At 57.5% G+C, this 12,441-nt stretch carries 13 protein-coding genes; 3 read left to right on the top strand and 10 right to left on the bottom strand.

The features are described from left to right. Window positions 1-99 precede the first annotated feature (99 nt). Window positions 100-1,083, bottom strand: coding sequence for a zinc transporter ZntB (zntB, locus tag B3041_RS08420; protein WP_065649303.1), 984 nt, complete (start codon window positions 1,081-1,083; stop codon window positions 100-102). 95 nt (window positions 1,084-1,178) lie between these two features. Continuing rightward, window positions 1,179-2,798, bottom strand: coding sequence for a peptide ABC transporter substrate-binding protein (locus tag B3041_RS08415; RefSeq protein WP_292972417.1), 1,620 nt, complete (start codon window positions 2,796-2,798; stop codon window positions 1,179-1,181). Between the two features lie 182 nt (window positions 2,799-2,980). On the opposite strand from B3041_RS08415, the gene mpaA reads away from it, so the two are divergent. Beyond that, complete coding sequence (gene mpaA / locus B3041_RS08410) at window positions 2,981-3,694, top strand: murein tripeptide amidase MpaA (RefSeq protein ID WP_065649301.1); 714 nt, start codon at window positions 2,981-2,983, stop codon at window positions 3,692-3,694. Here the strand turns inward: mpaA and ycjG are convergent. After that, a complete protein-coding gene (gene ycjG / locus B3041_RS08405) occupies window positions 3,663-4,649 on the bottom strand; it encodes an L-Ala-D/L-Glu epimerase (protein WP_065649300.1) in 987 nt (328 codons plus the stop codon). The genes mpaA and ycjG overlap by 32 nt on opposite strands. 149 nt (window positions 4,650-4,798) lie before the next feature. Between ycjG and tpx the strand changes: the two genes are divergently transcribed. Then, a complete protein-coding gene (gene tpx, locus B3041_RS08400; RefSeq protein ID WP_065649299.1) occupies window positions 4,799-5,302 on the top strand; it encodes a thiol peroxidase in 504 nt (167 codons plus the stop codon). 63 nt (window positions 5,303-5,365) lie between these two features. On the opposite strand, the gene tyrR is transcribed toward tpx, so the two are convergent. The 7 genes from tyrR to pspA form a co-directional block, all read right to left on the bottom strand. After that, entirely contained in the window at window positions 5,366-6,931 is a 1,566-nt protein-coding gene (gene tyrR / locus B3041_RS08395) for a transcriptional regulator TyrR (protein WP_065649298.1), read from the bottom strand. Window positions 6,932-7,142: 211 nt separating this feature from the next. Continuing rightward, a complete protein-coding gene (locus tag B3041_RS08390) occupies window positions 7,143-8,213 on the bottom strand; it encodes a YcjF family protein (RefSeq protein ID WP_065649297.1) in 1,071 nt (356 codons plus the stop codon). Next, complete coding sequence (locus B3041_RS08385) at window positions 8,210-9,607, bottom strand: YcjX family protein (RefSeq protein ID WP_292971360.1); 1,398 nt, start codon at window positions 9,605-9,607, stop codon at window positions 8,210-8,212. Before B3041_RS08385 ends, B3041_RS08390 begins: the two co-directional genes overlap by 4 nt. Further along, window positions 9,588-9,836 (bottom strand): phage shock protein PspD, encoded by a 249-nt coding sequence (gene pspD, locus B3041_RS08380; protein ID WP_039384485.1) that lies wholly within the window; start codon window positions 9,834-9,836, stop codon window positions 9,588-9,590. The genes B3041_RS08385 and pspD overlap by 20 nt, the downstream gene beginning before the upstream one ends. 45 nt (window positions 9,837-9,881) lie before the next feature. Next, window positions 9,882-10,229 (bottom strand): envelope stress response membrane protein PspC, encoded by a 348-nt coding sequence (gene pspC, locus B3041_RS08375; protein ID WP_065649295.1) that lies wholly within the window; start codon window positions 10,227-10,229, stop codon window positions 9,882-9,884. Continuing rightward, entirely contained in the window at window positions 10,226-10,450 is a 225-nt protein-coding gene (gene pspB, locus B3041_RS08370) for an envelope stress response membrane protein PspB (RefSeq protein WP_039384488.1), read from the bottom strand. The genes pspC and pspB overlap by 4 nt, the downstream gene beginning before the upstream one ends. 59 nt (window positions 10,451-10,509) lie before the next feature. Next, window positions 10,510-11,175: a phage shock protein PspA gene (pspA, locus tag B3041_RS08365; RefSeq protein WP_065649294.1), complete on the bottom strand. Its 666-nt coding sequence runs from the start codon at window positions 11,173-11,175 to the stop codon at window positions 10,510-10,512. 163 nt (window positions 11,176-11,338) lie between these two features. Between pspA and pspF the strand changes: the two genes are divergently transcribed. Further along, window positions 11,339-12,340 (top strand): phage shock protein operon transcriptional activator, encoded by a 1,002-nt coding sequence (pspF, locus tag B3041_RS08360; protein ID WP_065649293.1) that lies wholly within the window; start codon window positions 11,339-11,341, stop codon window positions 12,338-12,340. The last annotated feature ends 101 nt before the right edge of the window (window positions 12,341-12,441 follow it).

Here is a 12,441-nt window from a genome sequence, read left to right as displayed (position 1 = left end):
ACAACGCCCATCGCCTGACGTTGCATTCACCTGCGAAAGAGAGTGTGCCGCGATTTTCTGTGAGGTGAATTGATGTCGATCAGCTTTTTCCCGCTTTTGCTACAGCCAGTTGCGTTTTTTCAGCCATACCGCCACGCCACCCACCATCAGCAGCAGGATCAGACAAAACAGCAGAAAACCGTGCTGCCAGTTGCCGCCCGGAATACCCCCCAGGTTGACGCCAAACAGCCCGGTAAGAAAGGTCGCTGGCAGAAAAATCATCGCCATCAGCGACATGGTATAAGTCCGGCGGTTCATTGACTCCGCCAGCAGCGAAGCCACCTCATCTGCCAGAATGCCGGTGCGCGCGACGCCTGCGTTAAGATCGTCCAGCCCGCGCCCCAGACGGTCCGCCACATCCTGCATGCGACGCCGGTCGTCATCGCTCATCCACGGAAGTTTCTCACTTGCCAGTCGCGCATAGACGTCGCGCTGCGGTGCCATATAGCGTCGCATGACGATCAGCTGCTTGCGCAGCAGCGCCAGTTCGCCCCGGGCCGGTACCTGCTGATCCATCAACGCATCTTCCAGCTCAATGATTTTGTCATGCATATCTTCAATAAATTCGCTGGCGTGATCGGTCAGCGCGTCGCAGACATCCACCAGCCAGCTGCCGCCATCTACCGGACCATTGCCATGCTGCAGCTCATTGAGCACCTCATCTATCGCGTTGACTTTACGACGGCGCGTAGAGACGATCAGTTTGTCATTAATGAATACGCGCATCGCCACCAGCTGATCGGGACGCGAATCGGCGTTGTGGTTAACGCTGCGCAGCACAATCATAAACCCGTCGCCAAGCCGTGTAACGCGTGGCCGCATGCTGTCACCTGCCAGCGCATCGCGCACAGCGTCCGGGATCAGCGGCGTGTTCTGCAGCCACTCTGCGCTCTGACGCTGCGCGTAATTAAGATGCAGCCAGCAGTGGCGCTCGCAATGAATAATGTCGTTATCTTCAATAGCGATAACGCCACCTTTGCCATCAAACTGACAGGCAATAATGGCATCTGATACCTGTAATGCTTTCCCTTCGATGACGTTCACGTCCCCACTCCACGTCCTGAATCAGTACGCTACAGTCTAGCGCGACGCCTTTCAGTTGCAATCGCGCCGGTGTATGCAAACGTGACGCAAACTACTCAGTGTTTTTCAATCCACAGTTCGCGGCTGTAAGCCACATCTTCCGGATTTGTAATGGGATATCCTTTCACCCAGGGTTTGATCAGGCGGCCGTTTGTATATTGATAGAGCGGGGCAATGGGTGCCTGGTCGGCAATGATCTGCTCCGCTTTATTGTAATCCGCGTTGCGCGCCTGCACGCTGGTATCGGTACGCGCTTTCGCCAGCACCGCGTCATACTCCGCATTGTTGAAACGCGCAATATTCCCGCTGTGGCTGGCCGTCAGCAGACTGAGGAAAGTAGAAGGTTCGTTGTAATCCCCGATCCATGAGGCGCGGATCACATCAAAATTCCCGCTATTGCGGCTGTCGATGTAAGTTTTCCACTCCTGGTTCTGCAGCGTGACGTCTGCCCCCAGATTCTTTTTCCACATAGAGGCGACAGCGACAGCGATTTTCTGGTGGCTCTCTGAGGTGTTGTAGAGCAGCGTCAGATGCAGCGGCTTAGCCGGACCGAAACCCGCTGACGCGAGCAGCGCTTTTGCCTGCGCATTCAGCTCCTGCTGGCTATGCTGCTGCAGATAGCTCTGCTGCGGCGTAAACCCGGCCGTCACATCGGGCGTAAAATGCCATGCCGGCTTTTCGCCGGTGCCCAGCACCTTCTCTGCGATAATGCGGCGATCGATACTCCACGATAGCGCTTTACGCACGCGCACATCGGCCGTGGGGCCTTTCTGCGTATTGAAGGCGTAGTAATAGGTCCCCAGCTGGTCAGGCGTATAAACCTCGCCCGGCAGGCTCTTTTTCAGCAGCGAATACATGTTTTTCGGGAACGATTCGGTGATATCGATATCCCCGGCACGGTAGCGCTTGGTGGCGCTGGACTCTTCGTTGATGGGCAGAAACGTCACCTGCGTCAGAACCGAATGTTTGTCATCCCAGTAGTGTTTATTGCGCACCAGCACGATTTTTTCGTTTACGACCCGCGACTGTAACTGATAGGCACCGTTTCCCACCAGCTTGCCCGGGGCGGTCCAGGTTTCACCTTCGGCCTTGATAACGTTTTGCGGCACAGGAAACAGCGCGGCGTTGGCCATCATAGCTGGCAGCCACGGTACCGGCCGTGACAGCGTCACTTTAAGATGCGTGGCATCGGTGGCCGTTACGCCCAGCTTATCCGGACTCATGCTGCCTTTGGTAATCGCTTCTGCATTCTCAATACCACTCAGCGCAGCAAACCAGGCAAAGGGTGAGCTGTTTTTCGGATCAACCAGGCGCTGCCAGCTGTAGACAAAATCCTGGGCGGTAACCGGACTGCCATCTGACCAGCGTGCGTCTTTACGCAAGGTAAATAGCCAGATTTTATTGTCGGTACTGCTCCAGCTCTCTGCCACGCCGGGCACAATCTGGCCTTTGGCATCCTGACTGGTGAGGCCCTCAAACAGATCGCGCATGACCTGAATCTCCGGCAGCCCTACGGCTTTCATCGGATCAAGCGAGGCGGGTTCATCTTTAATGTGACGAACAATCGTCTGCTGGCTGGCGAGCTGCGCGCCCGCCGGTACATCGGCAGCGACAGCCGGAAAAAATGTGCTGCTGACGACCAGCGCCAGCGCTGAAAGGCAAAACAGAGACTTCATCATCACTCCTTAACAGAAAAAGGGCGACCTGAAGTGCGTAATGTCGCCAGCAACTCCGGCAACTGTAACGCAAATTACTGATGGGTATGTAGCTATTTCCCGGTTTGCTGTTTACCGTTAGTGTAGTGCCCGATACACCCGCGCCCCGCTCGTTTGCAGAGCCGCTCACAGGAGAGCCTGATATGTCATTTCATCACCCGCGTCCGCAGCGCGGTCAGCTTGATGCGGTCTGGCAGCAGTATGGCCGCTCGGTGCTCGGCGCCCCGCTGCTCTGGTTTCCGGCGCAGGCCGCTGACCAGGAGAGCGGACTGATCATTGCCGGTACTCACGGCGATGAGAACGCCGCGATCGCCACGCTTTCCGCCGCGCTGCGGACGCTGCCCGCCTCTCTGTGCCGCCATCATGTGATTCTGGCCGTGAATCCGGATGGCTGTCAGCTCGGGCTGCGCGCCAATGCGCGCGGCGTCGATCTCAACCGTAACTTTCCCGCCGCTAACTGGCAGCGGGGCGAGACACACTACCGCTGGAACAGTGCGGCTGACGCACGCGATGTGGTGCTCTCTACCGGTGAGAAGCCCGCTTCCGAACCCGAAACCAGCGCACTGTGTCAGTTGATCCATCAACTGCAGCCGCGCTGGGTGGTGTCATGGCATGAACCGCTGGCGTGTATTGACGATCCCCACCACAGCGCGCTGGCGCGCTGGCTGGGTGAGCAAACCGCTTTGCCGGTGGTGAGCAGCGTGGGGTATGCCACGCCGGGTTCATTTGGCAGCTGGTGCGCCGATCTCGGGCTACTCTGCATCACGGCTGAAATGCCGCCTGTTTCGGTGGATGAGGCCACCGAACGCTATCTTGAGGCGATGATCAATCTGCTGCGCTGGCAGGCGCCGGATTAAGGCTGCCGTAGCTGAATGAGAGTGCGGGATCGACATCCGCTGCCAGCCAGGTCGGGCCATCCAGATCGGCAAAGGCAGCCTGCGAAACCAGCGGCAGCGCGGCCCGGATAGCGCGTGAGGTGCAAAGCATACAGCCCAGCATCAGCGTAAAACCCTGTTCACGTGCTGCGGCTGCCAGCGCCAGCGCCTCGGTCAGCCCGCCGGTTTTATCCAGCTTGATATTGATCATTTCATAACGCCCGGCCAGTCCGGCCAGGCTGTCGCGCGTATGACAACTCTCATCTGCGCAAATTGGCAGCGGATGGACAAAGTTTGCCAGCGCAGCATCCTGCCCGGCTGGCAGTGGCTGCTCCAGCATTGCAATATTGAGATCCGCCAGCAGCTGACAGCGTGCCGCCAGCCCTTCGGCTTCCCAGGACTCATTGGCGTCGATAATCAGGGTCGCGTCGGGAACCGCGCTGCGGATCGCCACCAGCCGCTCACTGATCAGATGGTTATCCATTTTCACTTTAAGCAGTTTTGCACCGTGCTGCCACAGCGCCAGCGCGCTGCTGGCCATCGCCTCTGGCGTATCGATACCGATAGTGCGCGCCGTGGCAACCTGTCCGGCCAGCGGTTGATCGCACAGCGCGGCCAGCGTCTGATGCTGCTGCTGACGTTCGAGATCCCACAGCGCGCAATCAATAGCATTCCGCGCTGCGCCAGCCGGCATCGACTGCTGCAGCGCGCTTCGGGTCATGCCCTGCTGCAGCGCGGGCAGCTGAGCGGCAATCTGCGCCAGCACGGAGGCCTCGCTCTCACCATAACGGGCATAGGGGGTCGCCTCTCCGGTGCCTTTGATACCGTTTTCTTCAATTTCCACCACCACAACCTGCGCTTCAGTACGGCTGCCGCGTGAGATAACGAACGGCGAATGCAGTGGCCAGGCTTCAGGATAACTCTTCACTGTTCTCATTATTACACCTTAAAATTGTGCGCCTGATGTGAAGCTGAGCGATTATTGCAAGAAAGGTAATCGTAAACCCCTAAAAATTATGGCATAAACTTTAGCGGTTTTCGTGAAGTCGCGCGCTGCGCTGACTTTTCATTCAAAAAGGAGATTGTATGTCACAGAACGTTCACTTTCAGGGTAATCCTGTCCCGGTCGCCGGTCATTTTCCACAGGCAGGTGAACAGGCGCAGCCTTTTACCCTGGTCACTAAAGATCTGGCGGATGTTTCGCTGGCGGACTATGCCGGAAAGCGTAAGGTGCTGAACATCTTCCCGAGTATTGATACCGGCGTCTGTGCCGCCTCGGTTCGCAAGTTCAACGAGCGCTCCGGTGATACCAGCAACACCGTTGTGCTCTGCATCTCAGCTGACCTGCCGTTTGCTCAGTCTCGCTTCTGCGGCGCAGAGAACGTATCCAATGTGGTAACGCTTTCTGCCATGCGCGGTTCAGAGTTCAAAGAAAATTATGGCGTTGCGATCTCTGATGGTCCGTTAAAAGGCCTGACCGCCCGTGCAGTAGTGGTGCTGGATGAGAATGATAACGTGCTTTACAGCCAGCTGGTCAATGAGATCACTGAAGAGCCGGATTACGATGCAGCGCTGGCCGCGCTGAAGTAATCAGTCTGTAAAAAAACCGTCCTGTCAGGGACGGTTTTTTCGGTTCAGGACCCGCTATGCCAGCTACTCACTCTCTCCACGCTTCTGCCCTAACCCATATTCGCGCAGTTTGTTGGCGATTGCCGTGTGTGACACGCCCAGACGTCTGGCCAGCTTACGCGTGCTGGGATAAGAGAGATAGAGCCGGGTCAGTACCGAGCGCTCAAAGCGGCTGGTAATATCATCCAGCGATCCCTCCAGTGCTTCCTCACCCAGCGACACATCCAGCGCCTGCTCCGGCAGCACGATATCCTGTGGACGCAGCTCGTAACCTTCCAGCTGAGTCATAGCCCGATACAGCGTGTTTTTCAGCTGCCGGACATTGCCCGGCCAGCTATAGCGCGTCAGGTACGGAAGTAACTGCGGAGAAAGACGCGGGCGCGGCACTCCCTGCTCATCGGCAAAACGCGCCACAAACATTTCTGTCAGCGGCAGGATATCAAGCGGGCGTTCACGCAGCGGCGGCAGATTCAGCGTCAGCACATTGAGCCGGTAAAACAGGTCTTCGCGGAACTCCCCGCGCTGTACCATCTCAATCAGGTTCTTCTGCGTGGCGCAGATCACCCGCACATCAACATGCACTTCATGATCTTCACCTACGCGGCGAAAGGTACCGTCATTGAGAAAACGCAGCAGCTTGGTCTGCATACGCGGCGACATCTCACCGATTTCGTCCAGCAGCACCGAGCCGCCGCTGGCCTGCTCAAAAAAGCCCTTTTTCCCTTCCAGCGCATTGGGATAGGCGCCGGCGGCGTGGCCGAACAGCTCGCTCTCCGCCACGTCGTCCGGAATCGAGCCGCAATTCAGCGCAAGAAACGGTTTTTTACCGCGCGCGCTGCGCAGGTGGCAGGCGCGCGCCAGCATATCCTTGCCGGTGCCGGTATCGCCCACAATGAGCAGCGGCGCATCATGCATTGCCAGCTTGCGCGCCTGTTCAACCACCTGGCGCATTTTGGGCGTCACCGCCACGATGTGATCAAACTCAGACTCATCGGTAACGCTGAGGTTCTGCAGCTGACGTCCCATGCGCGCCGTTGACTTCAGCGTGATCATTGCGCCCACCGGATTATCGCCCTGCTCATCACTGTCTGCGAGGTAAATAGGCCGCGCCTCCATCAGAAAATCACGCCCCTGAATGACGACATGCTGGGTCTGTGCCTCCACCCGTTCGCTCTCCAGCCAGCGCTGAAAGTTAACGCCGCCAATCAGTGACGCCACGCTGTGATTGCGGATTTTCTGTTCATCCAGCGCAAACAGATGCTGTGCCGCCGGGTTAGCCAGCTCAATCTTACCTTTAAGATCGATAGAGAATACCGGCTCAGGCATGGCCACCAGCAGCGCGCTGAGTGCACGATGCTCACGTTCAGAGGGCAAATATGCCACGGTGCGGACATCGGTGACGCCAGGCGTGCGCCGGATTTCTGCCATCAGGCTGCTGAAAGCGTCAAACTCCAGTGCAGAAAAGCTGAGGTAGATACGGCCCTGGGGGGCAATTTCGATGCCGCGTAAATCAATATTGCGGGCGACCAGCAGGTCGAGCAATTCACGCGCCAGACCGATTCGGTCATGACAAAAAACTTCCAAACGCATGGCAGTCAGCCTTAGTCAGGTTTTGATTTCAGAGATAATACGCTAACTTGCAGCCCCTCAGAAGACCCGTGTCATGAAAAGTTGACAGCCAGACACAGTTTTGCGATTGCACAGCGCAAAAAAAAGCCACTTATGCCGCCATAAAAGGAAAAAGGCAACGTAAACGTTGCCTTTTAGCGTCACAGCAGAATGAAAGTGGCCAGGCCGGTGATTATTTGGCACTCTGCTCTGATGCGGCAGCACCTTTTGCCAGCGAGGTTTTAAGCTGGCTGACGAGGTCGCGGCGGAAGTCGCCAAGGCGTGGTTTATCCTCTTCAAGCCATGGCAGCGGACGACACAGCTCCATCGCTTTAATGCCCAGCCGCGCGGTCAGCAAGCCGGCACCAATGCCCTGTGCGGCGCGGGCTGAAAGGCGCGCCGCGATATCCTGCGACATCCAGTCCATCCCCACTTCACGCACCAGTTCAGATGCGCCGGCAAAAGCCATATTCAGCAAAACCAGACGAAACAGGCGAATACGGCTGAAATAGCCAAGTTCAATGCCATAGATTGCAGCGATGCGGTTTACCAGCCGCAGGTTGCGCCAGGCGATAAATGCCATATCCACCAGCGCCAGCGGACTGACAGCGATCATCAGGGTCGATTCAGCCGCATGGCGGCTGATCTCACTGCGCGCCTGGCGATCGAGCACCGGCTGCACCAGCTGTGCGTAAAGCGTGACAATTTCGCGATCGTTATGCGTCTCATGCAGCGCGGCATACCAGCGCTGTAGCGCCGGATGCGCCTGATCGAGCCGCGCCTGCTGCGCCAGCGTTTCGCAAAAAGCGCGTGCCTTACCTATGCCATGACTCTGCAGCAAATCGCGCGCCACGTCGCGCTCTTCTGCCCGCTGACGCAGTCGCCACAGGCGCCGCCACTCCGCGATCAGGGCGCCGGCACCGGCTGTGACTATCAGCCCGCCTGCCGCGCCGCTACCCAGCGCAAACCAGTCGCGCGCCAGCCAGGCATCGTGCAGGAACTGTACGCCCTGAGCCAGCACGCTCACGGTGAAAACCGCCACGCCCGCACCAGCCAGTTTGCGCCACAGGCTGCGCTTCGGCCGCAGCGCTGCTTCCACCATCTTTTCACCTGCGCCTTCAGGCAGCGGCTCTGTCCCGGCCGCCGCGACAAAATCGGCTGTTTTCACATCAAACGTTTGCGCAGCACGCAGCGGTGGCTGTGTGTCGCTGCTGAGCGGCCGGGCAAAATCGATGCGCGCTTTTAACGGCGTTTCATCACTCATCGCAATTTATCTCCCAGTAAAAATTCCAGCGCGGCATCCATGCGAATATGCGGCAGAGGCCGATCAACATCCAGCGATTGCGGCCTGAATTGCTCAAACTGAAACCCCTGCTGTTGCCAGAAGCTGTTACCCGGCAAGCGGGGTGGCACTTCGCCCGGATAAACGGTAAGGGCCTCACCATCTGCCAGACGTTCACCGCGCAGTGCCGGCAGTTTCTCACCCCGGTGATCCACCAGACCGCTTTCAGTGGCCTGTATGGCCGCCAGTCCGAGGCAATCCATGCTGATCCCTTCAAACGCGGCGTTCTGCCACGCATCCTGCACCAGCTGCTGCAGCAGCGACACCATATTGGCGTGCTGATCGGCGGTGATGTGATCGGCTTTCGTTGCCGCAAACAGCAATTTGTCTATCACCGGCGAAAAGAGGCGCCGGAACAGGGTTCGCTGGCCGTAATGAAAACTCTGCATGAGCTGGGTCAGCGCCAGGCGCATGTCATTAAACGCCTGTGGTCCGCTGTTCAGCGGCTGAAGGCAATCAACCAGCACGATCTGCCGGTCAAACCGCAGGAAGTAATTTTTATAGAAACCCTTCACCACGTGCGAACAGTAGTAGTTGAAACGCTGCTGCAGCACGGCAAAATTGCTGCCGGCCGGCGCCTGGGCCAGTTTACTTAGCGCCTGCTCATCAGCATCGGGCCACGGAAAAAACTGCAGCGCCGGCGCGCCCGCCATCTCACCCGGCAGCACAAAGCGTCCCGGCTGAATAAAATGCAGCCCCTGATTTTTGCAGCGGTGCAGATAGTCTGTCCAGGCGGCGGCAATCTCTGCCAGCTGGTTTTCATTAGCGGGTGCCAGCGGATCGAGATTGTGGCAGAGCTCACGCCAGCGGGCTGACCATTTCTCTCTGTCGCCCTGCAGCAGTCCACGCATCTGCCGCGACCAGCTGACATAATCCTGTGCCAGCATGGGCAGATCGAGCAGCCATTCGCCGGGATAGTCAACTATTTCGAGATAGAGCGTGGCGGTATCTTTGAAGTGGCGCAGCAGTGAATTGTCAGGCCGGTAGCGCAGCGCAAGGCACATTTCGCTGACGCCGCGCGTCGGGGTGGGCCACGCAGGCGGTGCGCCGTAGAGCTGCGCAAGACCTTCATCGTAGGTAAAGCGCGGCGTGCCAAGCTCGCGCTGCGGCACGCGCTTTACGCCAAGCAGGCGCTCTTCACGTACCACTGAGAACAGCGGCAGGCGCGCGCCGTGATGGACGTTCAGCAGCTGGTTTACCAGCGAGGTGATAAACGCTGTTTTGCCGCTACGGCTCAGACCCGTAATCGCCAGGCGCAGATGACGATCCACGCCGCGGTTCATCAACGCAACAAGTTCATTTTGCAGTTTTTTCATCGTTTTCCCTGATGAAACGTGCTGACAGACGGCGAAACGCCCTGCTCAGCAACGGTTCCAGGGCGGCCGCCAGCAACAGGCGCAGCGGACGGCGCGCCACCGATTTAACAGCCCAGCCGGCGAGCCCGCCGGGACCATAGGTTACTGCACTGATAATGATGAATTTTCCGGCCGACTTCAACGCAGGCGTTGCGCGACGGCGCAGAGCAGTCATTCGCTGAGTGTGCATAAAGCCCCTTATGAGTTGAGAGGCGGACCCGCCAGGGTCCGGGGATCAGAGCTGACGAAAGCGGCTGCGTACGCTGAAGGTTTCAGAAGTCACATAACGCTCTACATCGCGTACGCTACGCTCATCCTGGCTCAGCGCCAGCGCCAGTTCATCCAGCTGTTCACGGGCCGTGGGCTGTTTCTGATCTGGCAGCGTGGCCGGTTTCTCATCCAGCACATAGCCGAGAATAAAATAGGCGGTCACGGTGATCATAAACAGACCAAAGAACAGCGACAGCACAACAATGACGCGCAGCAGACGTACCGGTATATCAAGATATTCCGCTACGCCGGCGCAGACGCCGCGTACTTTGCCCTGCTGCGGAATGCGCCAGAGTTTGCGATCGCCTGTCATGGCTGCCTCCAGTTTGGATGCTCCGCATCAAGAATCGCTTCCAGCGCCTGAACGCGCTCACGCATACGTTGCGCCTCCTGCGTCAGCTGCTGCAGCCGCTGCATATCGTTATTCGACAATTCACCTGCACTGCGCCGGTTACTGTAATGCAGCCATAACCAGATGGGCGCGACAAACAGCACGAAAATTGTCAGGGGTATGGCAAGAAAAAGTGCGCTCATTGACTCTCCTTAATCATCTACACCGTTTCAGCTGGGCCCGAAACCGGGCCCGGACGCGATCACTCGCTGCGGTTCATTCTGGCTTTCAGCGCGGCCAGCTGCTGACTGATTTCATCGTCTGCTTTCAGCTCGGCAAACTGCTGATCCAGCGTTTTTGATTTACCAAAGCGCTGACTTTCCGCTTCAGCTTCCATATGATCGATACGGCGTTCAAAGGATTCAAAGCGCGCCATCGCATCATCGATTTTGCCGCTGTCAAGCTGACGGCGTACATCGCGTGATGAGGAAGCTGCCTGATGGCGCAGCGTCAGCGCCTGCTGGCGGGCGCGGGTTTCGCCGAGTTTATTTTCCAGCTCGCCGATCTCCCCTTTCATACGCTCCAGCGTCTCATCCACCTGCGTGGACTCCTGCTGTAGCAGACTAATCAGATCGGTGAGTTTCTGTTTTTCGATCAGCGCAGAGCGTGCCAGATCTTCTTTCTCTTTGCTGATAGCCAGCTCCGCTTTCTCCTGCCACTCAGACTGCTGAACTTCAGCCTGCTCAATGCGACGCAGCAGCTGTTTTTTCTCAGCCAGCGCGCGTGCTGAAGTGGAGCGTACTTCTACCAGCGTGTCTTCCATCTCCTGAATCATCAGGCGTACCAGTTTCTGCGGATCTTCTGCGCGCTCAAGCAGCGAATTAATATTAGCGTTTACGATGTCAGCGAAACGAGAAAAAATACCCATAATGATGTTCCTTAATATTGTCGTGTATAGGGTCGGACGCTTTTACTGCTTACAAGATGCGTGCCAACTTTTAACTGGTTGATTTTATTAATAGGCGCAGGTTTACTTTCTGGCGGCAGGAAGCCAGGATAAGTAAATTACACAACTATTGGTGAAATTCATCATGGCTAACGGCAACGATAACCTGCTGGGCGAATCGAATAATTTTCTTGAAATGCTGGAGCAGGTTTCTCAGCTGGCGCCGCTGGAAAAACCGGTGCTGGTGGTGGGTGAGCGCGGTACCGGTAAGGAGCTGATCGCCAGCCGCCTGCACTATTTGTCTGAACGCTGGCAGGGTCCTTTTATCTCGCTTAACTGCGCAGCGCTTAATGAGAGCCTGCTCGACTCTGAGCTGTTCGGTCATGAGGCGGGCGCCTTTACCGGTGCGCAGAAGCGTCATCTTGGTCGTTTTGAGCGCGCCGACGGCGGCACGCTATTCCTTGATGAGCTGGCGACAGCGCCGATGCTGGTTCAGGAGAAACTGCTGCGCGTGATTGAATATGGTCAGCTGGAGCGTGTTGGCGGTAATCACGCTCTGCAGGTGAATGTACGCCTGGTCTGCGCCACTAATGAAGATTTACCCGCGCTCGCCGCTGCCGGAAAATTCCGGGCTGACCTGCTGGATCGCCTCGCCTTTGATGTGGTGCAGCTGCCGCCGCTGCGCCAGCGACGCAGCGATATTCTGCTCATGGCGGAGCATTTTGCTATCCAGATGTGTCGCGAGCTGCGTCTGCCGCTGTTTCCCGGCTTCAGCGAACGCGCGCAACGAGAACTGCTGGAGTACAGTTGGCCCGGTAATGTGCGCGAGTTAAAGAATGTTGTGGAACGCTCTGTATACCGGCATCGCAGCACTGAGGAGCTGCTGGACAACATCATCATTAATCCGTTTGCTTTAAAGAGTGACGTACCGGCAGAGCCACCGCGCCCTGCCGGATCGGCCGCACTGCCTGCCCTGCCGCTTGATTTGCGCCAGTGGCAGCATCAGCAGGAGCGCGCGCTGGTGGAAATGAGCCTGCAGAATGCAAAGTTTAACCAGCGACGCGCGGCCGATCTGCTGGGTGTGACCTATCATCAGCTGCGCGCAATGATGAAAAAGCACGGTATTCAGGTCCGTGACGAGAGTTGATAGCGACGAGAGTGGATAGCGAAGCGGAGAGCGGGAGCATACATCAGTATGTGACCGGTTCTGCTGAGCGCAGCCAGTGCTGCTGCCGCAGACCAAACAGC

It is taken from the genome of Pantoea sp. UBA4549 (genome assembly GCF_002387285.1).
Taxonomy (GTDB): Bacteria; Pseudomonadota; Gammaproteobacteria; order Enterobacterales; family Enterobacteriaceae; genus Pantoea; species Pantoea borealis.
This window is presented reverse-complemented; position numbering and strand designations above follow the sequence as displayed.

Coding starts and splice junctions, on each gene's coding strand:
- B3041_RS08415 (WP_292972417.1), bottom strand. CDS start 2,798: ATGAAGTCTCTGTTTTGCCTTTCAGCGCTGGCGCTGGTCGTCAGCAGC.
- mpaA (WP_065649301.1), top strand. CDS start 2,981: ATGTCATTTCATCACCCGCGTCCGCAGCGCGGTCAGCTTGATGCGGTC.
- ycjG (WP_065649300.1), bottom strand. CDS start 4,649: ATGAGAACAGTGAAGAGTTATCCTGAAGCCTGGCCACTGCATTCGCCG.
- tpx (WP_065649299.1), top strand. CDS start 4,799: ATGTCACAGAACGTTCACTTTCAGGGTAATCCTGTCCCGGTCGCCGGT.
- tyrR (WP_065649298.1), bottom strand. CDS start 6,931: ATGCGTTTGGAAGTTTTTTGTCATGACCGAATCGGTCTGGCGCGTGAA.
- B3041_RS08390 (WP_065649297.1), bottom strand. CDS start 8,213: ATGAGTGATGAAACGCCGTTAAAAGCGCGCATCGATTTTGCCCGGCCG.
- B3041_RS08385 (WP_292971360.1), bottom strand. CDS start 9,607: ATGAAAAAACTGCAAAATGAACTTGTTGCGTTGATGAACCGCGGCGTG.
- pspD (WP_039384485.1), bottom strand. CDS start 9,836: ATGCACACTCAGCGAATGACTGCTCTGCGCCGTCGCGCAACGCCTGCG.
- pspC (WP_065649295.1), bottom strand. CDS start 10,229: ATGACAGGCGATCGCAAACTCTGGCGCATTCCGCAGCAGGGCAAAGTA.
- pspB (WP_039384488.1), bottom strand. CDS start 10,450: ATGAGCGCACTTTTTCTTGCCATACCCCTGACAATTTTCGTGCTGTTT.
- pspA (WP_065649294.1), bottom strand. CDS start 11,175: ATGGGTATTTTTTCTCGTTTCGCTGACATCGTAAACGCTAATATTAAT.
- pspF (WP_065649293.1), top strand. CDS start 11,339: ATGGCTAACGGCAACGATAACCTGCTGGGCGAATCGAATAATTTTCTT.